At 37.7% G+C, this 24,033-nt stretch carries 28 protein-coding genes; 23 read left to right on the forward strand and 5 right to left on the reverse strand.

The window, feature by feature from the left end:
* Positions 1 to 91: 91 nt before the first annotated feature.
* The 11 genes from lpdA (at position 92) to ACIP9W_RS02480 (ending at position 11,932) form a co-directional block, all read left to right on the forward strand.
* Positions 92 to 1,522: a dihydrolipoyl dehydrogenase gene (gene lpdA, locus ACIP9W_RS02430; protein WP_400785627.1), complete on the forward strand. Its 1,431-nt coding sequence runs from the start codon at positions 92 to 94 to the stop codon at positions 1,520 to 1,522.
* A gap of 16 nt (positions 1,523 to 1,538) precedes the next feature.
* Entirely contained in the window at positions 1,539 to 2,549 is a 1,011-nt protein-coding gene (locus ACIP9W_RS02435) for a thiamine pyrophosphate-dependent dehydrogenase E1 component subunit alpha (protein WP_142538510.1), read from the forward strand.
* Complete coding sequence (locus ACIP9W_RS02440) at positions 2,549 to 3,532, forward strand: alpha-ketoacid dehydrogenase subunit beta (protein ID WP_282243274.1); 984 nt, start codon at positions 2,549 to 2,551, stop codon at positions 3,530 to 3,532. The genes ACIP9W_RS02435 and ACIP9W_RS02440 overlap by 1 nt, the downstream gene beginning before the upstream one ends.
* A 12-nt stretch (positions 3,533 to 3,544) precedes the next feature.
* A complete protein-coding gene (locus ACIP9W_RS02445; protein WP_400785629.1) occupies positions 3,545 to 4,843 on the forward strand; it encodes a dihydrolipoamide acetyltransferase family protein in 1,299 nt (432 codons plus the stop codon).
* A gap of 279 nt (positions 4,844 to 5,122) precedes the next feature.
* Positions 5,123 to 6,385 (forward strand): ArsR family transcriptional regulator, encoded by a 1,263-nt coding sequence (locus ACIP9W_RS02450; protein WP_400785957.1) that lies wholly within the window; start codon positions 5,123 to 5,125, stop codon positions 6,383 to 6,385.
* A 159-nt stretch (positions 6,386 to 6,544) separates the two neighbouring features.
* Entirely contained in the window at positions 6,545 to 7,723 is a 1,179-nt protein-coding gene (locus ACIP9W_RS02455) for a M20 family metallopeptidase (protein ID WP_400785959.1), read from the forward strand.
* A 42-nt stretch (positions 7,724 to 7,765) separates the two neighbouring features.
* Positions 7,766 to 9,175, forward strand: coding sequence for a YfcC family protein (locus tag ACIP9W_RS02460; RefSeq protein WP_400785631.1), 1,410 nt, complete (start codon positions 7,766 to 7,768; stop codon positions 9,173 to 9,175).
* A 269-nt stretch (positions 9,176 to 9,444) separates the two neighbouring features.
* Entirely contained in the window at positions 9,445 to 10,242 is a 798-nt protein-coding gene (locus ACIP9W_RS02465; protein ID WP_229677359.1) for a DUF3100 domain-containing protein, read from the forward strand.
* A complete protein-coding gene (locus tag ACIP9W_RS02470) occupies positions 10,242 to 10,679 on the forward strand; it encodes a hypothetical protein (protein WP_400785633.1) in 438 nt (145 codons plus the stop codon). Before ACIP9W_RS02465 ends, ACIP9W_RS02470 begins: the two co-directional genes overlap by 1 nt.
* Before the next feature lie 212 nt (positions 10,680 to 10,891).
* On the forward strand, positions 10,892 to 11,221 hold the full coding sequence (locus tag ACIP9W_RS02475) for a DUF4183 domain-containing protein (RefSeq protein WP_400785634.1): 330 nt from the start codon (positions 10,892 to 10,894) through the stop codon (positions 11,219 to 11,221).
* Positions 11,222 to 11,518: 297 nt separating this feature from the next.
* On the forward strand, positions 11,519 to 11,932 hold the full coding sequence (locus ACIP9W_RS02480; RefSeq protein WP_400785636.1) for a DUF4183 domain-containing protein: 414 nt from the start codon (positions 11,519 to 11,521) through the stop codon (positions 11,930 to 11,932).
* 151 nt (positions 11,933 to 12,083) lie between these two features.
* On the opposite strand, the gene ACIP9W_RS02485 is transcribed toward ACIP9W_RS02480, so the two are convergent.
* A complete protein-coding gene (locus ACIP9W_RS02485) occupies positions 12,084 to 12,293 on the reverse strand; it encodes a hypothetical protein (protein ID WP_400785638.1) in 210 nt (69 codons plus the stop codon).
* 196 nt (positions 12,294 to 12,489) lie between these two features.
* Here ACIP9W_RS02485 and ACIP9W_RS02490 point away from each other — a divergent pair, with 196 nt between their 5' ends.
* Positions 12,490 to 13,488, forward strand: a complete 999-nt coding sequence (locus tag ACIP9W_RS02490; RefSeq protein WP_400785640.1) for an LLM class flavin-dependent oxidoreductase — start codon at positions 12,490 to 12,492, stop codon at positions 13,486 to 13,488.
* Between the two features lie 402 nt (positions 13,489 to 13,890).
* On the opposite strand, the gene ACIP9W_RS02495 is transcribed toward ACIP9W_RS02490, so the two are convergent.
* Positions 13,891 to 14,229, reverse strand: a complete 339-nt coding sequence (locus tag ACIP9W_RS02495) for a DMT family transporter (RefSeq protein ID WP_400785642.1) — start codon at positions 14,227 to 14,229, stop codon at positions 13,891 to 13,893.
* Between the two features lie 19 nt (positions 14,230 to 14,248).
* Positions 14,249 to 14,581, reverse strand: a complete 333-nt coding sequence (locus ACIP9W_RS02500; protein WP_400785644.1) for a DMT family transporter — start codon at positions 14,579 to 14,581, stop codon at positions 14,249 to 14,251.
* A 209-nt stretch (positions 14,582 to 14,790) separates the two neighbouring features.
* On the opposite strand from ACIP9W_RS02500, the gene ACIP9W_RS02505 reads away from it, so the two are divergent.
* Positions 14,791 to 14,985, forward strand: coding sequence for a hypothetical protein (locus ACIP9W_RS02505; protein WP_400785646.1), 195 nt, complete (start codon positions 14,791 to 14,793; stop codon positions 14,983 to 14,985).
* A gap of 72 nt (positions 14,986 to 15,057) precedes the next feature.
* Positions 15,058 to 15,765, forward strand: a complete 708-nt coding sequence (locus tag ACIP9W_RS02510) for a DNA alkylation repair protein (RefSeq protein WP_400785648.1) — start codon at positions 15,058 to 15,060, stop codon at positions 15,763 to 15,765.
* A 174-nt stretch (positions 15,766 to 15,939) separates the two neighbouring features.
* Here ACIP9W_RS02510 and ACIP9W_RS02515 read toward each other — a convergent pair whose 3' ends face one another.
* Positions 15,940 to 16,125 (reverse strand): hypothetical protein, encoded by a 186-nt coding sequence (locus tag ACIP9W_RS02515; RefSeq protein WP_400785650.1) that lies wholly within the window; start codon positions 16,123 to 16,125, stop codon positions 15,940 to 15,942.
* Positions 16,126 to 16,503: 378 nt separating this feature from the next.
* Between ACIP9W_RS02515 and ACIP9W_RS02520 the strand changes: the two genes are divergently transcribed.
* The 6 genes from ACIP9W_RS02520 (at position 16,504) to ACIP9W_RS02545 (ending at position 21,647) form a co-directional block, all read left to right on the forward strand.
* Positions 16,504 to 17,454 (forward strand): hypothetical protein, encoded by a 951-nt coding sequence (locus ACIP9W_RS02520; RefSeq protein WP_400785652.1) that lies wholly within the window; start codon positions 16,504 to 16,506, stop codon positions 17,452 to 17,454.
* Between the two features lie 495 nt (positions 17,455 to 17,949).
* The gene (locus ACIP9W_RS02525; RefSeq protein WP_400785654.1) at positions 17,950 to 18,744 is read left to right on the forward strand and encodes a hypothetical protein; all 795 of its coding nucleotides are present in this window, start codon (positions 17,950 to 17,952) and stop codon (positions 18,742 to 18,744) included.
* 1 nt (position 18,745) lies between these two features.
* Positions 18,746 to 19,117 (forward strand): GntR family transcriptional regulator, encoded by a 372-nt coding sequence (locus ACIP9W_RS02530; RefSeq protein ID WP_400785656.1) that lies wholly within the window; start codon positions 18,746 to 18,748, stop codon positions 19,115 to 19,117.
* Positions 19,114 to 19,836 carry an ABC transporter ATP-binding protein gene (locus ACIP9W_RS02535; RefSeq protein ID WP_400785658.1) on the forward strand — a complete coding sequence of 241 codons (723 nt, stop codon included), beginning with the start codon at positions 19,114 to 19,116 and terminating at the stop codon, positions 19,834 to 19,836. The genes ACIP9W_RS02530 and ACIP9W_RS02535 overlap by 4 nt, the downstream gene beginning before the upstream one ends.
* Complete coding sequence (locus tag ACIP9W_RS02540) at positions 19,820 to 20,737, forward strand: ABC transporter ATP-binding protein (RefSeq protein ID WP_400785961.1); 918 nt, start codon at positions 19,820 to 19,822, stop codon at positions 20,735 to 20,737. Before ACIP9W_RS02535 ends, ACIP9W_RS02540 begins: the two co-directional genes overlap by 17 nt.
* Positions 20,706 to 21,647: an ABC transporter permease gene (locus ACIP9W_RS02545; protein ID WP_400785660.1), complete on the forward strand. Its 942-nt coding sequence runs from the start codon at positions 20,706 to 20,708 to the stop codon at positions 21,645 to 21,647. Before ACIP9W_RS02540 ends, ACIP9W_RS02545 begins: the two co-directional genes overlap by 32 nt.
* Before the next feature lie 208 nt (positions 21,648 to 21,855).
* Here the strand turns inward: ACIP9W_RS02545 and ACIP9W_RS02550 are convergent, their stop codons facing one another.
* Entirely contained in the window at positions 21,856 to 22,200 is a 345-nt protein-coding gene (locus tag ACIP9W_RS02550) for an ATPase (RefSeq protein WP_400785662.1), read from the reverse strand.
* Positions 22,201 to 22,446: 246 nt separating this feature from the next.
* On the opposite strand from ACIP9W_RS02550, the gene ACIP9W_RS02555 reads away from it, so the two are divergent.
* The 3 genes from ACIP9W_RS02555 (at position 22,447) to ACIP9W_RS02565 (ending at position 24,029) form a co-directional block, all read left to right on the forward strand.
* Positions 22,447 to 22,917, forward strand: a complete 471-nt coding sequence (locus tag ACIP9W_RS02555) for a DinB family protein (RefSeq protein ID WP_400785664.1) — start codon at positions 22,447 to 22,449, stop codon at positions 22,915 to 22,917.
* Positions 22,918 to 23,091: 174 nt separating this feature from the next.
* Positions 23,092 to 23,625, forward strand: a complete 534-nt coding sequence (locus ACIP9W_RS02560; RefSeq protein ID WP_400785666.1) for a sigma-70 family RNA polymerase sigma factor — start codon at positions 23,092 to 23,094, stop codon at positions 23,623 to 23,625.
* A complete protein-coding gene (locus tag ACIP9W_RS02565; protein ID WP_400785668.1) occupies positions 23,625 to 24,029 on the forward strand; it encodes a PadR family transcriptional regulator in 405 nt (134 codons plus the stop codon). The genes ACIP9W_RS02560 and ACIP9W_RS02565 overlap by 1 nt, the downstream gene beginning before the upstream one ends.
* Positions 24,030 to 24,033 lie beyond the last annotated feature (4 nt).

Genomic DNA, 24,033 nt, shown 5'->3' on the forward strand with positions numbered 1-24,033 from the left:
AATAAATGATAACCAAATGATGGGCCGACTTTGAAAAAAGCGGCCTTCTTCGTTCTAAATTGGTTTTGTTCAGTATTAAGGAGGCAAAGTCGTGGCAATAGAATATGATGTAGTCATCATTGGTGGCGGTACAGGCGGTTATGTGGCTGCTATTCGGGCAGCTCAATTAGGATTGAAAACTGCAATTGTAGAAAAAGGAAATCTTGGAGGTACATGTTTACATAAAGGATGTATTCCAAGTAAAGCATTGCTTCGTAGCGCAGAAGTATATGCAACAACAAAAAATCATGCAGCAGACTTCGGTGTAAACACAGGAGAAGTGACACTGGACTTCAGCCGTGTGCAGGCTCGTAAAGAATCGATTGTTAGCGGATTACATCAAGGCGTTCAGGGACTCATGAAAAAAGGTAAAATTGATGTGTTAGAAGGTACAGGAAGAATGCTTGGTCCTTCAATTTTTTCTCCATCGCCAGGTGGAACAATTTCAGTCGAAATGAATAATGGTGATGAAAACGAAATGCTTATCCCTAAAAACGTAGTGATTGCCACAGGTTCCAGACCACGTACTTTACCGGGGCTAACAATTGATGGAACATTTGTTATGAGTTCAGATGAAGCACTTGCGATGACTAAATTGCCACAATCAATTTTAATAGTAGGTGGTGGTGTAATTGGCATTGAGTGGGCTTCTATGTTAAATGATTTCGGAGTCAAAGTGACCGTTATAGAGTATGCGGACCGTATTATACCAACAGAAGACAAAGATATTTCTAAAGAAATGCAAAAATTACTTACTAAAAAAGGAGTCACTTTTGCAACAAGTGCAAAAGTACTTCCAGACACATTGGAAACGGCAAACGATCAAGTCACCATTTCAGCAGAAGTAAATGGAGAAAATAAAACATTTACAGCTGAGAAAATGCTTGTTTCAGTTGGTCGCCAAGCAAATGTTGAAGGTATTGGTATTGAAAATACCGATATCGTTGTAGAAAAAGGATTTATCCAAGTATCTGAAACATTCCAAACAAAAGAATCACATATTTATGCTATTGGCGATGTTATTGGAGGTCTCCAACTAGCACATGTGGCAAGTCACGAAGGTATTACAGCTATAGAGCATATCGCGGGTAACGACATTTCACCAATTGACTACAAACTAGTTTCACGTTGTATTTATTCAAATCCAGAAGCCTCTAGTGTTGGAATTACAGAGCAACAAGCAAAAGAGCAAGGATTTGATGTGAAAGTTGGTAAATTCTCTTTTAAAGCGATTGGAAAAGCGCTTGTTTATGGCGAATCAGATGGTTTTGTCAAAATCGTTGCAGATAAGAAAACAGATGATATATTAGGTGTTCATATGATTGGACCTCATGTAACAGATATGATTTCAGAGGCAGGTCTAGCTATGGTTCTGGATGCAACTCCTTGGGAAATCGCACATACGATTCATCCACACCCAACACTGAGTGAAGTTATGGGAGAAGCGGCACTTGCCGTAGATGGTAAAGCTATTCATATGTAATAAGGAGGAGTTCTATATGACAACAAATCGTCACGCAGAATTAGGGTTAACAAATGAAGATGTGTTAAAAATGTTTGAAACGATGCTTATGGCACGTCGTATCGATGAACGTATGTGGTTATTAAATCGGGCAGGTAAAATACCTTTTGTTATTTCTTGTCAAGGGCAAGAAGCAGCACAAGTAGGAGCAGCATTTGCTTTGGATAATACAAAAGATTATATTGCACCGTATTACCGTGATATGGGTGTTGTTTTACACTTTGGTATGACGGCAAAAGATTTAATGCTATCCGCTTTTGCAAAAGCGGAAGATCCAAACTCTGGCGGTCGTCAAATGCCAGGTCATTTTGGTCAAAAGAAAAATAGAATTCTAACAGGCTCTTCACCGGTTACTACTCAATTACCACATGCAGTGGGAGTTGCTTTAGCTGCAAAAATTGAAAAGAAGGATTTTATTACGTTTGTAACGTTAGGAGAAGGTTCTTCTAACCAAGGAGATTTCCATGAAGGATTAAACTTTGCAGGAGTTCACCAATTGCCATGTATCACTATGGTTGAAAACAATAACTATGCTATTTCTGTGCCTTTTGAAAGACAAGTTGCGAGTAAAACGGTTGCAGACCGTGCATCTAGTTACGGAATGCCAGGTGTGAGGGTAGATGGAAAAGATCCGATTGAGGTTTATAAAGTAGTAAAAGAAGCGGCAGATCGTGCTCGTAACGGAGAAGGACCAAGCTTAATCGAAGCGGTAACCTATCGTTTAACGGCACATTCTTCAGATGATGATGATCGTCAGTACCGTACTGCGGAGGACATTGCAGAAGGGAAAGCATTAGATCCGCTAATCACGTTCGCAAAATATTTAAGAGATAATGATATATTAACTGCGGAATTAGAAAAAGAAATTAACGACCGCATCATGAAGGAAGTAAATGAGGCAACAGATTATGCAGAAAACGCACCATATGCTGCTCCAGAAGATGCATTGAAACATGTATATGCAGAAAAAGATGGGGGGAACGCATAATGGCAATCATGTCTTATATCGATGCAATTACACTTGCAATGAAAGAAGAAATGACTCGCGATGAGCGCGTATTCGTTCTTGGAGAAGACGTAGGTAGAAAAGGCGGCGTTTTTAAAGCGACGAATGGCCTTTATGATGAATTCGGTGAATATCGCGTTTTAGACACACCTCTTGCTGAATCTGCCATTGCAGGTGTTGGTATTGGTGCTGCAATGTACGGGCTTCGTCCAATTGCGGAGATGCAGTTTGCGGATTTTATCATGCCTGCAGTCAATCAAATTATTTCAGAAGCTGCGCGTATTCGTTATCGTTCGAATAATGACTGGACTTGTCCAATTGTTATTCGTGCCCCGTTTGGCGGAGGGATTCATGGTGCTCTTTATCACTCACAATCAGTGGAAGCGGTTTTTGCGAATCAACCAGGATTGAAAATTGTTATTCCTTCTACTCCGTACGACGCAAAAGGATTATTAAAAGCAGCTATTCGCGATGAAGATCCAGTTATGTTCTTTGAGCATAAAAGAGCGTATCGTCTTATTAAAGGGGAAGTTCCGGAAGAGGATTATACGATTGAAATCGGAAAAGCTGATGTAAAACGTGAAGGCGAAGACATTACGGTTATTACGTATGGTCTTGCTGTTCACTTTGCCCTACAAGCTGCAGAACGTTTAGAAAAAGACGGAATTTCTGCACATATTCTTGACTTACGGACAATTTATCCATTAGATAAAGAGGGGATTATAGAAGCGGCTTCTAAAACAGGAAAAGTTCTTTTGGTAACAGAAGATAACAAAGAGGGCAGTGTCATTAGTGAAGTAGCGGCAATTATTGCAGAAAACTGCTTATTTGATCTAGATGCACCGATTATGCGTCTTGCTGGACCAGATGTTCCTGCTATGCCGTATGCGCCAACAATGGAAAAATTCTTTATGATCAATCCAGATAAAGTCGAAAAAGCGATGCGCGACCTAGCGGAATATTAAGGAGGAACATACATGGCTTTAGAACAAATAAAAATGCCTCAACTTGGTGAAAGTGTAACGGAAGGTACAATCGAAAAATGGTTGGTAAAACCAGGCGATCATGTCAATAAATACGACGCTTTAGCGGAAGTAAATACAGACAAAGTAACAGCTGAAGTACCTTCTTCTTTTACAGGAGTTATTAAAGAGCTTATCGCAAACGAAGGAGATACACTAGCGGTTGGAGAAATCGTTTGTACGATAGAAACAGAAGGTGGAGCTACCGAAGAAGTAGTGGAAGCCGCTCCAGAACAACCAACTGCTGAAACAGTCAAACCAGCAGAAGTACAAAAGCATGCTACACCAGTTAACCGTGACAAAGGAGCAAAAGCTCGCTATTCACCAGCAGTACTAAAATTATCACAAGAACATGGAATTGACCTTTCGTTAGTTAGTGGAACAGGCAATGAAGGAAGAATTACACGTAAAGATCTACTGAAAATCATTGAGAGTGGAGAAATTCCAGTAGCTGCACAAGCTGAACCAGAAGTTGAGCAAACACAAGCAACACCACAAGCTCAAGTGACAGCTCCAGCAAAAGCGGCTCCTGTAAATGTTCCTGTATCAGCTGGAGATATTGAAATTCCAGTTACAGGTGTTCGTAAAGCAATAGCAGCGAATATGCTACGCAGTAAGCATGAAGCTCCACATGCTTGGACAATGATCGAAGTAGATGTAACGAATATGGTTCAGTACCGTGACTCTATTAAAAATGATTTCAAACAAAAAGAAGGCTTTAATGTTACGTACTTCGCTTTCTTCGTAAAAGCTGTATCACAAGCTCTTAAAGAATTCCCAATGATGAATTCCATGTGGGCTGGTGATAAAATCATACAGAAAAAAGATATCAACATTTCCATTGCTGTTGCGACAGAAGATGCACTTTTCGTTCCAGTCATTAAAAATGCTGATGAGAAAACAATTAAAGGCATCGCTCGTGAAGTTAATGAACTCGCTGCAAAAGTTCGCTCTGGTAAGTTAAAATCAGATGAGATGCAAGGTGGTACATTCACTGTAAACAACACAGGATCATTTGGTTCTGTTCAGTCTATGGGCATTATCAACTACCCACAAGCGGCAATTCTTCAAGTAGAATCGATTGTAAAACGTCCAGTTATAATGGATGGTGGAATGATTGCAGCACGAGACATGGTAAACCTATGTTTATCACTTGACCACCGTGTACTAGACGGCTTAGTTGCTGGTCGTTTCCTAGCAAGAGTGAAAGAAATTTTGGAGAATATCACAAAAGAGAACACATCTGTATACTAATAAAAGTGACTCAAAATCGTTTTTTGAACGGTTTTGAGTTTTTTTATGGCTAAGGCAACCAATTGGTAAATTAGTAAATGGTAATTTTGGACATAAATCTGTATAATTTTAGGGAGTTTATCTTTGTCTAATTATTGAAAAAGATTAGCAGGAGAAATGCAAAACATTATGATAAAATTATATAATTAATAAACTGAAAACTTTTAATAGAAAGGCAGATGAGTAACATTGAAGAAAATTCGATTGGGCTTGTTTGGTGCGGAAGATTCTATTGAAATAATGGAGTCAGTTGTTAGTCAATATCCTGAATTCAGTTGTATTTCTATCTCTTATTGGCGTGATGAAGAGATTATAGAGAAATTGACCATGCATATGAGCGATGTAGATATGTGGCTTTTTTCTGGGCAAATTCCATATGGATTTGCAAAGAAATGGTCAAGAATAACACAACCAATGTTTTATGTTCCTTCTTCCGGCTCCAGTTTGTATAAAACATTGTTGCATATCGCCTATAAACAGAAAATTCCTTTCGAACAGTTAAGCTTCGATACTCTCCATCCTACTGAACTAGAAAGAGTTTTCCTAGAATCAGAGATAGCTTCTAAGCCCTTGTATTTAAAGCATTATGAAGAAGAGATACTTACGGATGAAGTAGTAAGGTATCATTATGAACTTTGGAAAAGTGGCAAAACCTTAGCTGCAGTTACTTGTCTGAAAAATGCTCAATATGAACTTAGTAAGCTTGGTGTTCCTGCATTTCGAGTACTTCCTACTCAATCTGCCGTCGTTTCAACTTTAGCGCTCATTCTTCAAACCCATGAGACGATGCATTTTAAGGATACACAAATTGCGGTGCAAATGATTGAATTCGATTCTTTTTCTAGTTTAACGAAAGATACCTTTAGCACGGATGAAATTTATAAAATCGAAATCAAAATGACAGAAAAACTATTGGAATATACGAAAAAGATAAATGGTTCGCTCAAATCTGCCGGACCAGGCCGTTTTGTCATATTTACCACTCATGGACTTTTAAGAGAAATGACGAGAGATTTCACTGTTGTCCCTGATTTCGCAATTCTTCAGTTGAAAGGCCATGATGCAGTAACAAGTGGTATTGGAATTGGACAAACTGTCTATGAGGCAGAGATCAATGCTGGGACAGCATTATTGCACGCAAAAGAATTTCATAAAGGCGCATCGATGGTAGTATTAGACGATAAAACAATTATTGGACCACTTGGCCAGCCTGAGCAGATTACATATGGATATGCAACGAAACATCTTCAAGCACTAAGCGAGCAAACATCGCTAAGTGTAGCAACTTTAAGTAAATTGGAATCGATTTTAAGAAAAATTGGGAAGATAGAAATCAATGCTCATGATTTGGCACAATATATGAGTATTATGCCGAGAAGTGCGAGAAGGATTTTGACTGAGCTAGAGTCTAAAGGATTTGCACAAGTGATCGGAGAAGAAAACCCTCACCCTAGGGGGAGACCAAGAAAAATTTATCAAATTATTTTAAAACAAGATCATTAAATGGTCTTGTTTTTTTATTTTATTTATAGATTTTAGAAAATTAACACTTGATTCAAATATCTCAATTAATATATAATTTTGGTCATAGCCGAAAATGAACCTAAATAAAATCTATGTTTTTAAAGCAAGCTATTTCATAGACTGTGAGGAGAAAATATGATGAAAAATACAGCAATTCCTCCTTTAATAGAGGAGATTACGGATGAAGTGATTGCTTGGAGAAGGTATCTTCATACCTATCCTGAACTATCCTTTGAAGAAGAAAATACGGCTCAATTTATTTATGAAACTCTTCAGTCTTTCGATAATTTAGAAGTTTCACGTCCCACGAAGACCAGTGTGATGGCACGTCTGATCGGAAATCAGCCAGGGAAAGTGATAGCAATTCGAGCGGATATTGATGCGTTGCCTATTCAAGAAGAAAATTCCTTATCATTTTCCTCGCAAAATCCAGGTGTTATGCATGCTTGTGGTCATGATGGGCATACGGCAATCTTACTTGGAACAGCGAAAATTCTTTCTACATTGCAAGATCAATTGAAAGGCGAGGTACGTTTTATATTTCAGCATGCGGAGGAGTTAGCTCCTGGTGGTGCAGAAGAAATGGTACAGGCTGGAGTTATGGACGGAGTAGATATGATCATTGGAGCTCATTTGTGGTCGCCACTAGAAACAGGAAAAATTGGAGTGGCAGCTGGTCCTGTAATGGCATCTCCAGATACCTTTACTATTTCCATTACGGGGCAAGGTGGACATGCAGGTCTTCCGCATCAAACGGTCGATGCTATTGCTGTAGGAGCACAAGTCGTATCTAATTTACAGCATATTGTCTCTCGAAATGTGGACCCGTTAGATACACTAGTCTTATCCATCACTAAATTTGCAGGTGGGACTGCAATGAATATTATTACAGGATCGGTTGAAATTGCGGGGACTGTTCGCCTCTTTAGTACGGAACTTAGAGCAGTGGTTGTTGAATTGATGGAACGAGTGGTAAAAGGGATAACGGAAGCTCATGGTGCTACTTATCATTTTGAGTATATGGAAGGTCCAGCACCAGTCATAAACGATAATGAGATAACCCGTGTAATCGAAGAAACAGTATGCGAGCTTTATGGACAAGAAGCGTTAGTTTTGGTGAAACCTAATATGGGGGCAGAAGATTTCTCCGCTTTCTTACAGAAGGCACCAGGTACTTATTTTTTCACAGGTTCAGGAAATAAAGAAAAGGGAACTGATTACCCGCATCACCATCCCCGTTTCGATTTAGACGAAGATGCTTTTTCAAAAGGAATAAACTTGTTTGTGCATGCAACCTTAAAGCTGTTGGGTTCATGATGTTTAAAAGAAAGACTTTGCTTTTTACAGAAGGAGGAGCCTATGAAAGCTGCAACAAAAAACAAGAAACGATTTTCTTTAAAAATGCCAGATACGTACGTTTTATTATTTGGCATTTTATTAATCGCTGCAATAGCTACGTATCTAGTTCCAGCAGGACAGTTTGAAAGAGTTGAAAAAGATGGGCTTACGATGGTCGTTCCTGGTACTTATCAGAGTGTGGAGAGTAGCGGTGTTGGAGTGATGGACATTCTTCTATCCATGCAAAAAGGAATGGTAGAATCCGGCAGTATAATATTTCTTGTGTTATTTATCGGTGGGCTAATGGAAGTCATTGAATCGACGGGTTCTATTAAGGCAGCTGTAATGAAAGCGATAGATAAGACGAGGGGAAATGAATTTATTTTAATAGCTGTTATTACAATTCTTTTTGCCTTGGGAGGAGCAGTAGGGGCTGTCGCTAACTCGGTCATCGCTTTTGTTTCCATTGGGCTTATTATTTCCAAGGCATTGCGTCTAGATCCCATTATTGCAGTGGCGATTACTTTTGGTGCTACTTTCGCAGGATTTAACGTTGGGTTCATCAATCCATATTCAGTAGGTATAGCGCATAAAATCGCAGAGTTGCCGCTATTTTCTGGGCTGCTGTTCCGTGTTATTGTTTTTGTCGTAATTGTTTCGATTACGATTTGGTATACATGGCGCTATGCTAAAAAAGTGTTAAAGGATCCTAAAAATAGCATACTTTCTAATTCATTTTTAGAGGAATCAGATTTAGATGAAAGTGAGCTACATAGTGAATTTACGAACAAACATAAAGGGATTCTCCTTTTTGTAGGTCTTGCTTTTGCATTTATGGTATATGGTACGATACAGTTCAAATGGACGCTTGATCATATGTCTGCGTACTTCCTAGGTGTTGCAATTTTGGTCGGGGTAATTGGAAAAATCCATTACAATCAATTTATCATTCATTTTATGAAGGGTGCAGAAAAATTATTGTATGGTGCACTTATTGTAGGAGCAGCACGTGCCATATTAGTCGTATTGGAGCAGGGACAAGTATTAGATACAATTGTGTATGCTTTATCGAATTTATTTACCGGCCTCTCGCCAATAATGGCTACAATGGCGATGTTCGTTGCAAATACAATTATTAGTATTGTCGTACCATCTGGTAGCGGCCAGGCTGTACTTATTATGCCGATCATGACTCCTTTGGCGGATATGCTTGGAGTTACGAGACAGGTTGCTGTTCAAACCTATTTGTTCGGAGACGGGTTCACCAATAGTATTATTCCAACGTCAGGAACATTAATGGCAAGTCTTGCGATAGCTGGAATTCCATATACCAAGTGGTTCAAATGGATGTTCCCTCTTTTTCTAATTTGGATGGTTATCGCTGTCATTACGCTAATTATTGCAGTTTCGATCAATTGGGGACCATTTTAGTAATTAGTCAATAGTTAAAAAGTTGTTTGAATGAACTAGCATAGATGTTATGATTTGTTAAGGTAAAAAATCCTCTTCTATGAATACTTGTTCAGCAGGTATTCTTCAAGAAGGATTTTTTTATTTTAACGAAATCTGTCTCCATTTCTTTATTGATATTTGAAAGATTTAGACAGCATGGGGAGGTAGATTGGCAAGAATTTAGGAACGATAAAAGGTTTTCTAATTACATAAAAAAGAGGTAGGGTACTTTCAAGGAGGAGATAATATTGTTAAAAGATTGGAAGCTTCATATTATCGTTCTGTTTTTCGTTCTGATAGGTGAAGCTATAGGTGTGAAACAGTTCAATTTAGGAGTAGGTACGATTGCTTTGTTTCCAATGTTATATGTTTTATTGATGGGTGGAGTGGTCAGTTTTCCAAAACTGAAATTAATGAATGAAGTACAGATGAAGCGTGCAGCTGGAATACTAGGAATATCTTTTTTACTTTTTGTAGCAAAGCTTGGATCGATGTTAGGTCCATCATTACCTAAAATTTTCGATGCAGGAGTATCATTAGCTGTTCAAGAAGTTGGACATGTTTTAGGAACGATTATTATTGGATTGCCAATAGCGTTACTCATTGGTATGAAACGAGAGGCGATCGGAGCTACCTTCTCGATCGACCGAGAGCCGAATTTAGCCATTATTTCAGAAAAGTACGGGGCAGATTCACCAGAAGGAAGAGGAGCATTAGGTGTCTACATCTGTGGAACAGTATTTGGGGCCATCTATTTGGCTATTTTAGCAGGGTTTTTGGGAAGCTTAGGAATTTTCCATCCCATTTCATTGGCGATGGGAGCTGGGGTTGGATCAGGTAGTATGATGGCGGCTGCTTCTGGGGCACTGGCTGTTACATTTCCAAATGATGCGGAAGATATCGCTTTGTTTGCGGCTGCGGCTAACTTGATCTCTACAATTTTAGGAACGTATTTATGTGTATTCTTCTCACTTCCTGTAACGGCGCGTCTTTATGAATGGCTCGAGCCTAAAATAGGACGTACACGTAAGGAGGGCGCAAAATAATGCTAGAAAAAACAAAAGTATTAGTATTAATAGGAATCATAGCGATTCTCGGAAACTGGGTGGGATATGGTGTGTCTCCTGTAAAAGCACTTCCTGGAATGCTTCTTATCGTATTGTTTACAGTAATCGGTTTAGGTTTAAACAAGCTCATACCTAAAATGCCTGCGGTCGTATGGATTTCGTTGATAGCATTGATTGCGACTACTCCAATTTTTCCTGGGAATGAATGGATTGTTGCAAAAACGGCAGAGATTAATTTTATGGCCTTAGCTACCCCAATTCTAGCATATGCAGGTCTATCTCTTGGGAAAGACTTAGAAAGTTTTAAAAAGCTAGGTTGGCGAATTGTTGTCATTTCTCTTGTTGTTTACACAGGAACTTTCTTATTCGCAACATTATTTGCGGAGATTGTGTTTAAATTGCAGGGTAGATTTTAAAGAGTGATGGATTCTTAAGATTTTATTTCTAATTATTAGTAATTTTATAGATAATCTCAAAAAGCTGGCAGAAGTAATTTATCTGTCAGCTTTTTGCTTTGTATTAGAACGAAAAAGAAATATTTCTTTTATAAAGTTTTTATAGATTTGTTATGTGGTCAGCCCTAATAACTTTTGAAACTTCGCATTTACTATAAAGTATATGGAAGGAGGTGAATGAATTGGCACTTTCCCTTATGAATATTCAAGTAAATGTTTCTGGTACCTCAACTAGATTCTTTAATGTATTGGCTGCACCATTAGTTGTCACTGATGGAACAACAATTCCTGCAACTGCATTTTTAGATGACAGTGGAACGGCTGCAACTGCCTTTCCAGTAATTACAAATGGATACTATAATCTTTATGTAAACGGTGTACTACAAGAGGGCAACGCATACACAATTTCCGCTACAGAATTGACTTTTAATGATGTAGATGGACTTATCACTGCTGGAACACCTCTAGTTTTGGAAGCTGTAGATTTAGTTACAGTAATTTAATGGAAACTAAAGTTCATACAAATCACTGAATAAGTTATCCAAGATTTTTAAATAATGAATGGGGTGTTTCCTAATAATCCAAAGCATATGAAGGATAAATGGATAACCCTGTTCATTTACTATTCGAGAACTTAAATAATTCAATGGGGCCACTACTGATATTTACGATTCTGAAATATGCAGATTAATGTTTGAGATATTTCTACTAACTTTAATAACGTGTATGTCAAAAAGGGTTATAAGAAAAACAAAAAATTAACTAAGTACATATAGTAAAGGAAAGGAGGGGTCCATATTATGGGAAATCATAAAAAGTCCAAAAAAATAAGGAGAGTATACGATTGTCATACGAATAGAAGAAGGTTTGTCTGTAAGTCTATTAATGATATTACGATAATAGCTCCACCTGTGGTAAGTGTTGTACCGGCCATCAGAAGGTATTTTTATATTCCAGAAGCTAATATGAACTTGGCAAGTGGGGCTACTATTTCTTCCAATCTATTTACCGACGACAATGGAAACCAAGTTATTGATTTTATGAACTTTAGTCCGAATGGCTACGCCAATCTATATATCAATGGAGTAATACAAGAGGGAGGGTTGTATACAGTAAATACCAAGTCTTTAACTATTGCCCCAGTCAATTCTACAATTAGTGCCAAAACACCTATAGTAGTTGAGTTATTGACGTTTTCAACATCAGTAAGCTAATATGCTAACCTAACAATACCTAAGACAGATTTTTAGAAAGAGTATAGTAAACTAACGAATGAATAAGATGATTGGTTTCTTTTGGTGTTAAACGAATAAGCACACTTCCCCCTTTACAAAGGAGAAAGTGTACTCTCTAGCAACGTAATTATTAAGGAGTAGAACTTTCTGTGGAATCGGTACCCTCATCCACCTCTTCCTCATTTTCATCATCAGGAACGCCAATGTCATTTTCACCATCATCTTCTAGCATTGGGTCGTTTACTTCCACATCATCTAAGTCATCATCATTATCTCCACATGCACCTAATAAAAGGGCTGTTGACAACGCAAAAGGTAAAGCAATCATTCTTTTTTTCATGGTTATTTCCTCCACTTCCATTTTTTTAAGTTAATTGTGCCTATTGTTTATGTACCTCTTTTTTCACTATATAAACTCATTTCTATTACTAGAGTCAGAAAGTCACTTTTGTTTACCAACCAACAGTTAAAGAATACAATTTGATAAAGAGGACAAATTCTAGCTATTTTACATATGTAGAAGGGAAGATCATCGAATGAAATTAAGTGTTCTAGATCAAGCACCTATCACCGTAGGTAATACTGCGGTAGATGCTTTAAAAAAAGCGGAAGAGCTTGCAATATTAGCTGACCAGTTGGGATATCATCGTATGTGGATGGCAGAACATCATGGTACTGGAACGATTGCTAGCTCAGCCCCGGAAGTTATTGCAGCACATTTAGCTGCGAAAACGACCAATATTCGTATCGGGACAGGCGGAGTAATGATGATGCATTACTCTCCACTCAAGCTTGCGGAAGTGTTTAAAACATTAAGTGCATTTTCACCGGGTCGAATAGATTTTGGAGTGGGACGTGCTCCAGGTGGAGATAATTACGCTATGTATGCTCTATCAGAAGGACGTCAGCCAATGTTGAATAATATGTATGATAAACTATCGACTACATTACAATTATTGAACGATGAATTACCAGAGGATAGCTTATATAATCGAACAATCGCTACTCCATCGAATGTCGTTTTACCAGAAGCCTGGCTACTCGGCTCTACTGGAAATAGCGCCATTCAAGCAGGTCGATTAGGAGTCGGCTATTCATTTGCACAGTTTTTCCAAGGAGGCATGACAAAAGAAATTTTTAATGCTTATCGAAGCAATTTCACACCTTCTGCATTAATGGAAAAACCAGAGATCAATGTAACATACATGGTAACCGTTGCTGAAACGAAAGAAGAAGCAGAATTTGAAGCGTTACCGCAGGATATTTCTAGATTATCACTAATGAGAGGGCAAATTCGCCAAACATTAACACCAGAACAGGCTCAAAATTATCCATTAACCGAAATGGATCGAATGGCTATTCAACAAAACCGCAAAATCCACTTAGTTGGAACGCCAAATGAGGTTGCTACTATATTACAAGAAGAACAAGCCAGGTATGGTTTTGACGAAGCGATGATTTGTAGTATTCCACACTCCCAAGAAAAACGGTTGGACGTGTATCGACTTCTTGCCAGAGAATTATTTTTAAAATAGGGAATGAAAAGAACAAAAGTACTAAAGCATCTGTCACCTCTACAATTTAGCCCTAATAATCAAGAGAATGGAATAACACACATTATAGGGATACTTTGAGGTAGCGAGTGGAAGAAAGTGACCGTTTGGATTTAGCATGACGGCGCTTCGCTTTCCGCGGGTGAGCGACGAGCCGCTGCACTAAATCCCTTACATTATGTAGTTACCGAATTAATATTTCTATAAAATGGCTAAGGGCAACCATACAGCTGTCGAAAGCCACCAGTTGTAGTCTGAGAGCAACCAATTTTCATTAAACAAGTTTACTTGGAATGAGACGCCGATGACTACCGCGCAGTTCTCCTATACTGATCGACATGCCATAGAGCTTATATTTTCTTAAGCTATAAAAAAGAACCACTCTCATGGAGATGGTTCTTTCTTCGTATCTGATGAATTAAGTAAAATAACTCCACCAATAATAAGGGCCAAACCCGAAAGAGTGAGTACGTTAAAAGGATCATCCCAGATAAGCACGCCAATCAGTGCTGTAATCGCAGTACCGACACCAGACCAAATAGCATATGCCAAACTTAGAGGAATCGTTTTTAAACACAAAGCCAAACAATAAAATGATAAACCGTATCCGGCAATAACCCCGATTGAAGGACCCAAATTCGTGAACCCTTCCGATAATTTTAACATAGCTGTCCCAAAAACCTCCGATATAATCGAAATACTTAGTAAGCCATAGCCCTTCATATATAACCACTCTCCTTTTCTACGCAAACGCATCACCAGTTGCTAAATTTAACAAGATTACTCCGCTAATAATCAATAAAAGTCCGAAAAGTTTTTTCCTATTAAAGCCTTCCTTATAGAGAACTATCCCTATTAGAGCGGTTAATGCAGTTCCTACTCCAGCCCAAATTGCATAAGCCGTTCCAATCGGAAGTGTTTTTAACGATAGAGATAATGCATAAAATGCAATAGCATAACCTAATACCACCCCAACAGAGGGTAGCACTTTCTTAAATCCCTCTGTCATCTTCAACATCGAGCTACCAAAAACTTCACTAATAATCGCAATTGCGAGTAATATGTATGCATTCAAATACAACGCCTCCTACCACTATTAAAACGTTAAAAGCAAGCAAACGTCAAACTAACCTATTTTCAATTTTTAAGAAGGATTTTATAAAAAGACTCGAAATGTTTACAATGTAAGTAGCAACTAAATAGTCGGATAATTGCACTACTAGCTTTGTTATATTCAAACTAGCAAGAGATAGTGTTTGAGTATCGTGTTACATGAGAAGAGTTATGACTGGATTACTTAATCTTGGAAGTCTATTACTTGGATTAATTGCTTGGAGAATGCCGGTAAATATGGAGGATTGGTCTGTTCTTATGGAGACAACGTATGCTACTGCATCGGTTGTAGAAGTACTTCTTGTCGTTACCATCCTATTGAATGCAATTATGCTGATTTTATATGGTGACAGTACTGCAAAGTAACGTGTAAAATTTCTTTATATAAGGCCGCATTAATAATAAAAGAAAAACAACAAAAAAAGGAAGTGCTAAACAATGAATTCCGAAACAGTTATGCAGGAGCTTGAAGCCCTAGGCAAGGAACGAACGAAGAAAATATATATATCAAACGGTGCACATGAGCCCTTATTTGGAGTAGCAACTGGTGCTATGAAACCAATCGCAAAGAAAATTAAAATAAACCAACCTCTGGCTGAAGAACTGTATGCTACGGGGAACTACGATGCAATGTATTTTGCAGGTATTATTGCAGATCCAAAAGGCATGTCTGAATCAGATTATAATCGATGGATCGATGCAGCATATTTTTATATGCTGTCCGATTACGTGGTGGCCGTCACGTTATCGGAGTCAGATATTGCACAAGAAGTATCGGATAAATGGATTGCGAGTGGGGAAGAGCTAAGAATGTCAGCAGGTTGGAGCTGCTACTGTTGGCTTTTAGGAAATAGAAAAGACGTTGAGTTTTCTGAAAGTAAGATTTCTAATATGCTGGATATGGTGAAAGATACAATTCATGATTCGCCTGAACGAACAAAATCAGCTATGAGTAATTTTCTGTACACTGTAGGCATTTCTTATTTGCCTCTACATGAAAAAGCAGTTGAGACAGCAAGGGAAGTCGGAATAGTAGAAATGAAACGGGAAAATAAAAAAAACAGTTTACTTCATGCTTATGAAAATATTCAAAAAGAAGTCGATAGAGGAAGGCTTGGCTTCAAACGTAAGTATGTAAGATGTTAAACATAACAATACAATACGAAACAATCTACCATTATCCAAGACATGATTCCAAGAAGGATATTAAATAAATATTCATCTTCCATGAAGCTATACATTATAAAACCGCTAGAGAATCAATATATCCTCTAGCGGTTTCTTTTTAACGAAACTCCATATAAAATATGAATTTTACCGTCATTTATTTACGAGTGCCATTACTCCTTTGAAAATGAGGACAAGTGAGAAAATTACAATGGCTAAAATACCGACTAGGTTTGTTACTGGCTGTAATCCAGCTAAGAAAGTACCTGCTAATGGTGCCTTTAATAATGCAAAGCCAGCTAGAATACTTGCCAACATTAAAAGTATAAACCGATCCATTCTGTTACGCCTCCTTTTCTATATTATATGAACGAAAGTATAGAAAGTTGATGTTCATAGTTGAAAATGTAGCAGTTTGGTTAGAACAATTTTCTTATAATTGTTGTGCCACTTATATTTCCAAGTCTTCTTGTAACATAGTCATTGCTTATAGTGCAGAAAAGCACAGTAAAACAAAGGAGAGTTGCATGAAAGATAAATTCTTATACTAATATAGAGTTGACACATCAAAATCCATTCAAGGATAAGATACCAAAAAGTATATATAGTGTTCTTTGGTGTCCACTTAATCCTGGGTTGTTCTGAAATTCTATGTAGCTTATACAATTGAAACTTCCAACCTATTGAGTTCGTATATAAGAAAAGGAGGGGTGCACGATGTGGCAACACTTACAAGAAAAGCAGGCTCAATTGATCGTTAAGAAAAATGAACGTAATCGACTACAAAGAAAGCTGGCCTCACTCCAAACGCAATGGTTGGAATTAGAAGCCGTTCGTAATGATTTGGAAAAAGAGCTGAATAAAGAGCAGAAAGATGTACGGAACTTAGAAAAGTTCTCCTTGTCCAATTTAGTTAGCCAATGGAAGGGAACGATGGACGAAAAACGCAAAAAGGAAATCGCAGAAGCAGCAGAAATTGAATTGAAATATAATGAGGCAGAAAAAACATTACATGATCTCCAGAGAGATATTGAAACAGTGAATGTAGAACTTCAAAGTGAGGGTTATAATTTCATAGATGAGCAGTGGGCGTCACTAATGCATGAAAAGGAGCAGTGGCTTTACTCTCACACAGTAGTTGAACGAAAAGAGCTAGAAAACCTATATGAGCGCAGTGCAAACTTGGAGTCGATACAAAAAGAAATAACAGAAGCGCTTATAGCGGGAAAAGATGCTCAAATCGCACTTGAACAAGCCAATTTGGAACTCCATTCAGCATCATCACTTTCCACATGGGACACCTTTCTCGGAGGTGGAGTTTTTGTAACAGCTATGAAGCATAGTCGACTTAATAGTTCACAGGACTATATCCACCAAGCACAAATGGCCCTTCGTCGCTTTGAAACCGAACTGATGGATGTGAAAAACATCGTCACAGAGGTCATTCATGTAGACCGGAGTAATTTCATGACATTCACCGATTATTTCTTCGATAATATTTTTACTGATTGGATGATTCACTCACAGATTAATACATCCAAAGATCGTCTGAGAGAGGCATTGGATCAAGTTGAGAAAGTGTTAGAAAAATTGAGTGCTAAGTCAGATGAAGTAAAGGTTGAATTAGAGGAAGTCAAACACCAGCTAAAAAACTTAATAGAAATGTGAAATCAAAAAAATATCTACTTGAGTTCATTTTTATCCCGCATTAACGGGCAGTAAGACTCCCACTTCAAGATTTAAGAAAAGCGATAAAGATAAGTGGAAGATCAACTGCTGGCATGCGCCCGATGAAATGATCCCAGACTAAGTACGCAACATCGTGTTGCTCCTGCGCAAAGCTCGTCTCAAAATAAAAGAGCGTTTGCAACGTCTGTGTGACCCACATCATGTGGAACAAAACTAACAATCAGAGGGGGATGACGGGGACTAAAAGCGCGACGTCCATGTCGCAACGTCCCCACTAGCACGTCCTGTGCGTCGAAAAACCCCCACTGATTGAAGTTTCACTTTATGTTCTAACAAGCGTCCAATAAGTTGGGCGTTTTTTTACTGTAAAACAAATTGTTCAACTATCACTAATATTTATTTAAAATGCTTTACAAAACATTTCTGTCTAGTGTACTATGTAACTAATACACTAATACTTAAGGAGAAGAGCATATGAACCAATTGAAAGGACTAATAAAAAAAGAATGGATGCTGATGAGGTTTTGGCTCGTCGTTCTGTTCATTTTGAATACATTAGGGATTGTAGGAATTCCATTATTGTTGAGAACATGGATAGATGATGTCCCTATTTTTAAGACAGCAGTTATATTAGCTGGGATTTGGCTTGTGTTTAGCCATCTAATCGCTATCCTTCTTTTCATCGTAAGTTTGCAACTAGATATGAAAAGACCAGATATTTGGTTACATACGGAAAGCTCTATCTATAAACTAATTGGCACAAAACTCGCATTTGCCACTGTGCTCACTTCATTATCATTACTGTGGATTGAGTTATTATTAGTTATTTTGCAAGCGGTAAATAGTGATCCCGAGTTTATGACATTTGGTCAATTATTAGAAATGAAAGTGTATGTTTTTATTGGTATCTTTTTCTCCATCCTATTGAACTTAATTATCGTGCTTTTCTTTTGGGTCATTTACCATTTGATACGCCCATACGTAAAAGGTTTTTCTATTATTATTACCTTTTTCTTGTTTATTGTTAGTTCTATTATTTGGAGTATGAACAGCACCATCGAATTGTTCGAAAAGTTTCCTCGTTTTGGAGGTATTAATATACCTATTCCGGAATTTATTCAGAGGTTTAGAAGTTACGAGAACTATGAAGATTTGACGTTTTTGGTAGGACCGACAATTTACGTTAGTGAAATTATTTTCATCACTGCGTTTGCGATCATTCTTTTTTGGGTGTCGGCTCTATGGTTCGACAAGAAAGTGAGGATTTAAGATGAGTATCGATTTTTTGCCGGACAAACCAATCTATCAACAACTAATTGACCGAATTACGGGGGAAATTATTCGAGGAAATGTGAAACCAGGTGAGAAATTGCCTTCGGTTCGTGAGTATGCAGTGGAAGTCGGAGTGAATGCAAACACAATGCAACGTGTATATAAGGAGCTGGAGATGATGGGAATTTCAGAAACGAAACGGGGCCAAGGAACTTTTGTAACCGATAATGAAACACGTCTACAACAATTACGCGATGAAGTAAAAGAAGGCCTAGTAGAATCTTTTCTAAACAGTATTGAGGCATTAGGTTTTTCCAAAAAAGAAATGATCGAATTTATTCAAACAAGAGAGCGAGGGGAAGACCAGTGATCGCTATCGAAAATATGGAAAAAAATTATGGGAAACATAAAGCATTAAAAGGAATAAATCTCATCATTCCACCAGGAAAGATTATTGGGTTAGTAGGCGAAAACGGAAGCGGAAAATCCACGCTTTTAAAGATAATTGCTGGTCTCACAACTCCCTCAAGCGGAACCATTCAGGTGAATGGAATTAAGGCAACGAGAAGCATCGCAAGTAAGGTAGCGTATATGCCAGATGCGGATGTCTTCTATCCATTCTTTTCAGTCGAGAAATTATTCCGTTTTTATGAAACACAGTTTGAAGACTTCAATTATTCGAAAGCCTGTATAGTAGCGCAATATTTAAATATACCTTTGGAAGCGAAGCTAAAAACTTTATCAAAAGGGAACAGGGGTCGTGCCAAAATGGCGGCGACATTAGGAAGGGAAGCTTCTTACTATTTGTTGGATGAACCGTTTTCGGGATTCGATCCACTTGTTCGGGAGGATATCATCAAAGGAATGATACAATTTACTGATCCGGAAACACAAACGGTTCTTATGTCCACGCATGAAATTAAGGAAGCGGAGCCGTTACTTGACGCTATTATACTATTGAATCATGGAAAAATTTTAGCTTATGAGGAAGTGGAAACTATCCGTGATCAGTTCCGTATGGATGCAATAACATGGATGACCAAACTAATAAAGGAAGGTGATTTGAGTGGAAATGAAACCTATCGTTGAATTGAAAAATCTATCGAAAACAATCGGAAAGAAAAAAATTATTGATCAATTGAATCTAACCTTATATCCTGGACAAATTACAGGATTTTTAGGACCAAATGGAGCTGGTAAAACTACGACGATCCGTATGATGGCGGGTCTAATGAAGCCAACTACTGGGGATGTGATGATTGACGGTCTTTCCCTGAAGTCGAATTTTGAAGCAGGCATTAGTAAAATGGGAGCAATCGTGGAAAATCCTGAAATGTATAAGTTTATGTCGGGATATAAAAACTTGGTCCATTTCGCTCGCATGCATAAAAATGTGACGAAGGAAAGGATTGACGAGGTCATTCGACAAGTAGGAATGGAAAAACGCATTCATGAAAAGGTATCCACCTATTCGCTTGGTATGCGTCAACGCTTAGGTTTAGCTCAGGCGTTGTTAAATAAACCAAAGTTCCTTATTTTAGATGAACCGACGAACGGTCTAGATCCTGCGGGCATTCGAGAATTTCGTACCTATTTACGGAAAATTGCAGAAGAAGATGGTGTTTCCGTATTAGTGTCGAGTCATCTATTGTCCGAAATTGAGTTAATGTGTGATCGGATTGCAGTCATTCAAAACGGTAAACTTGTAACGATTCGAGAAGTAGACGCTATAGAAGAGTCACAATATTATATCGAGGCACAGCCGGTAGATAAGGTTCGTCACATACTAATTGAAAAAGGAATAAGTGTAGAAGATTACCAAAACGGTTTATTAATTAGTGTAGAACAGGCTGATGTTCCAACAGTTGTTGAACAATTAGTGCAACAAAATATATTAATATATGCGGTTTCACATCATCGTAAAACTTTGGAAGAGCAGTTCTTAGAAATGACGGGAGGTGGGCAAATTGTTGAATCTAATACGAAATGAATGGATGAAGCTATGGCATAAAAAGGCAACATGGGTAATGGTAGCATTATTAATTGCAATGATTATTGGTCTTGTGGCGATTACAAAATGGATAGATCGTAATACGGAGACTCCTGCTTGGGAGCAAACCGTTTCAGAAGAGCTTACGATTGTTGAGCAACAGCTGGCAGCACCGGCTATAGATGAAGAAACGAAAAAGAGCTTGGAAGAACAGCAAATGTTACTTCAATATCGTCTAGATGAAGGGATCGCTCCTTTAGCTAGTAATAGTCTGGAAGGATTTATAATGGATTCATACGGTATGTCATCTATTATTACATTGTTGTCCGTAATTGTAGCTGCAGGTATCGTTGCTTCTGAGTTCTCTCAAGGAACTATTAAAATGTTGCTGGCACGTCCCGTAAGAAGATGGAAAATTCTTACCTCGAAATTTTTAACGGTCGTTGCTTTTGCTTTATTCTTAACAGTGGTATCTTATGTTGTTTCTCTCTTGATGGGTATTATTTTTTATGAGGCTTCAGGTGGTGGACTATTAGAAGTTGTGGATGGGCAAGTGACAGAAGTATCCTATTGGCTGAAATCGGTTTGGTTAAATGTATTAGCGTTAGGTGATGTTATCATCATTGCAAGCTTTGCTTTTGCAATCGGTACCGTTTTCCGTTCTAGTTCATTAGCAATAGGAATCGCTATTTTCCTTATGTTTACCGGTACACAGTTTGCCTTTTTCTTAAAAAATTACGAAATCGTGAAATATATATTATTCTCTCATACGTTCACTCAAATGGAGACGGGGGGTTCCTTTATTGAAGGAATGTCGACACCATTTTCAGTTGCTGTATTAGTTGGATACTTTGTTTTCTTCCTAGCGATCAGCTATTGGACATTTACAAAACGTGACGTTACAGCTTAACATACCATATATAACTGGAAAAGCACTGCGAGTCGCAGTGCTTTTTGTCTTTAAACAGGAGGAATTGAATCCTCTTGTTAATAATAATCTTTTACTAGTAGTTATAACCAATTACTAAAATGAATATGATATTCTTACAAGGGCTGGCACTTAGGTTGAGGAGATGCCCTTTTAAGCTGAACTTAATCATTAAGTTTGCTATTTTCCACTAAAGAATCTGCACTAATTCTGAGTTTAAAAATCGTTGAGCAGCGATAACTCCACCTGAAGCTGTTATTCCGTAGACAGAATAAAGTCCACCGGTCTGTCTAGGAGTTATTTCAACTTCATATTGAAACGCTCCACCTTCTAAATGAAGGGTTACAAAACTAGAGGCATTAGCATTTGCTCGAAAGTTAGCTGATGCTATTAATTGTCTTGTCCCGTTTAGTCTATATACTCGAGCTACTCCGGTAAGCGTCCCTCCAGTACGATTTAGTATTTTAACTCGAACGTCAGTTGCATTGGCAGGTAGATTTCCCACGTTTTCAATCGGTCCAGTAGTTAATGGCACTTAGAATTCACCTCCTTGCATGAAAGATTTATAATCTGCAGATTATGTAATCATTGTATTCAGCAGTCTATTAACTCTCTAAACGGATTAATTAATTTTCTTAAAGTAATCTTATTGTTGTCCTTATGTAGGACAGAATAGGAGCTATTATCTCTAAGATAGTACGCAAAAATTTAGAAAGCAGAAGGATTTCTGCATATATATGTGGAAGTAGAGTTAGAAGCGGACATTATAGGGGGATTTTCAATGGAACAAACTATTTTGCATCATATGGAAACGGTACGAAGTATAACGATTAAATCTATAAATACAATACCAGAAGAGATAACAGATATTGTTCCTGAAGGCTTTAATAATAATATTCGTTGGAATTTTGGACATATTGCATTTGTGCAAGAAAGACTGATATATAGTGTTTTAGGCGAAAAAACGAGTCTCCCAGTAGAGTATGAGAAATTTTTTGGTCCAGGAACAAAACCAGCTGATTGGAAAGAAACTCCTCCAACACTTATGGAGATTTCTTCTGTGTTAGCCGAACAAACAGAAAGAATAAAAGAATTTGTTCCAAAACGCTTTTCGTCTAAACTTCCAACTCCATTTACAAATCGGATGGGTATCTCTTTCTATACCCTTGGTGAAACTCTATTGTTTAGTTTTTACCATGAAGCAATGCATATGGAAACGATTAAAAGAATATACAAAACTATTTCTAATTAACTATTGCTAGTAAAGTTTGTAAAATATAATCCCTTTTAAGTAGTCAGTGTATGCAATGATACACAGTTACTTAAAGGGGATTTTATGATGGCAATGCTTGTATTATAAATTTATTGTAATCAAACAAACCTTCCAGATAGGCACATCGTCTAATGATATGAGAGGAGGGGTACTGTGGAAGAAGTATTCGAAAAAGCATTTGAACTAGAAAATCGGGAAGAACTAATGTATGAAATGATGAACAAATATGGTCAAGATATATTAAGGCTTGTCTATTCATATGTGAATAACAAAGAAGTCGCAGAGGATTTAACCCAAGATATATTTGTGAAATTTTATCAATCTATACATACATTTAAAGGGAAATCTAAACTGAAAACTTGGTTGTGGCGAATTGCTATCAATCATTGCAAGGATTTCTTAAAGAGCTGGTACAACAAACATGTATTCATTGCAGAGCATACGGAGAATAGTCCAACGAAAAAAGAAATCGTGGAAGAAGTAATTATACAAAAAGAAACGGATGATCAATTAATCGCTGTACTAATGACATTGCCTATTAAATACCGGGAAGTAATTTATCTCTTTTACTATGAGGAACGACTTGTGAAGGAAATTGCCATACTAACGGAAGTAAGTGCGAATACAGTTAAAACGAGACTCAGACGTGCCAAGCAACTTCTGGAAGAGCGATTGGGGGAACAATAATGGAAGAACGTTTAAAAAATCTGAAAAAATCGATGGATCAAACGACATTTTCGGAACTAACTTTTGATGAACAGCATCGTAAGGCAATTCAAGAAAAAATAATGAAAGAAGAAAATGAGGATACGATTTTTATAGCAGTGATGCAACTGCTTGTTCAAGAAAAAACAGGATATGAACTAGTAAAACTTTTGAGGGGGAGAGGCATTCGAAAATTTGAAGAAAATGAAGGCATTGTCTATACATTCTTGCATCAGCTGGAGCAGGAAGGCTACTTGAAAGCAAGCTGGAACGATTCAAATATAAAACATTACCGATTAAATAATAAAGGAACAAAACTGTTACGAAAATCAGAAAAACAATCAATATCAGTACCTTTTGCATTTAAAGAATTATTAGAGGGGTGAGATA

The organism is Psychrobacillus sp. NPDC093180 (genome assembly GCF_044754065.1).
In the GTDB taxonomy this organism is placed as follows: Bacteria; Bacillota; Bacilli; order Bacillales_A; family Planococcaceae; genus Psychrobacillus.

Coding starts and splice junctions, on each gene's coding strand:
- ACIP9W_RS02435 (WP_142538510.1), top strand. CDS start 1,539: ATGACAACAAATCGTCACGCAGAATTAGGGTTAACAAATGAAGATGTG.
- ACIP9W_RS02440 (WP_282243274.1), top strand. CDS start 2,549: ATGGCAATCATGTCTTATATCGATGCAATTACACTTGCAATGAAAGAA.
- ACIP9W_RS02445 (WP_400785629.1), top strand. CDS start 3,545: ATGGCTTTAGAACAAATAAAAATGCCTCAACTTGGTGAAAGTGTAACG.
- ACIP9W_RS02450 (WP_400785957.1), top strand. CDS start 5,123: ATGGAGTCAGTTGTTAGTCAATATCCTGAATTCAGTTGTATTTCTATC.
- ACIP9W_RS02455 (WP_400785959.1), top strand. CDS start 6,545: ATGAAAAATACAGCAATTCCTCCTTTAATAGAGGAGATTACGGATGAA.
- ACIP9W_RS02460 (WP_400785631.1), top strand. CDS start 7,766: ATGAAAGCTGCAACAAAAAACAAGAAACGATTTTCTTTAAAAATGCCA.
- ACIP9W_RS02470 (WP_400785633.1), top strand. CDS start 10,242: ATGCTAGAAAAAACAAAAGTATTAGTATTAATAGGAATCATAGCGATT.
- ACIP9W_RS02480 (WP_400785636.1), top strand. CDS start 11,519: ATGGGAAATCATAAAAAGTCCAAAAAAATAAGGAGAGTATACGATTGT.
- ACIP9W_RS02485 (WP_400785638.1), bottom strand. CDS start 12,293: ATGAAAAAAAGAATGATTGCTTTACCTTTTGCGTTGTCAACAGCCCTT.
- ACIP9W_RS02490 (WP_400785640.1), top strand. CDS start 12,490: ATGAAATTAAGTGTTCTAGATCAAGCACCTATCACCGTAGGTAATACT.
- ACIP9W_RS02495 (WP_400785642.1), bottom strand. CDS start 14,229: ATGAAGGGCTATGGCTTACTAAGTATTTCGATTATATCGGAGGTTTTT.
- ACIP9W_RS02505 (WP_400785646.1), top strand. CDS start 14,791: ATGACTGGATTACTTAATCTTGGAAGTCTATTACTTGGATTAATTGCT.
- ACIP9W_RS02510 (WP_400785648.1), top strand. CDS start 15,058: ATGAATTCCGAAACAGTTATGCAGGAGCTTGAAGCCCTAGGCAAGGAA.
- ACIP9W_RS02515 (WP_400785650.1), bottom strand. CDS start 16,125: ATGGATCGGTTTATACTTTTAATGTTGGCAAGTATTCTAGCTGGCTTT.
- ACIP9W_RS02520 (WP_400785652.1), top strand. CDS start 16,504: ATGTGGCAACACTTACAAGAAAAGCAGGCTCAATTGATCGTTAAGAAA.
- ACIP9W_RS02525 (WP_400785654.1), top strand. CDS start 17,950: ATGAACCAATTGAAAGGACTAATAAAAAAAGAATGGATGCTGATGAGG.
- ACIP9W_RS02530 (WP_400785656.1), top strand. CDS start 18,746: ATGAGTATCGATTTTTTGCCGGACAAACCAATCTATCAACAACTAATT.
- ACIP9W_RS02540 (WP_400785961.1), top strand. CDS start 19,820: ATGAAACCTATCGTTGAATTGAAAAATCTATCGAAAACAATCGGAAAG.
- ACIP9W_RS02555 (WP_400785664.1), top strand. CDS start 22,447: ATGGAACAAACTATTTTGCATCATATGGAAACGGTACGAAGTATAACG.
- ACIP9W_RS02565 (WP_400785668.1), top strand. CDS start 23,625: ATGGAAGAACGTTTAAAAAATCTGAAAAAATCGATGGATCAAACGACA.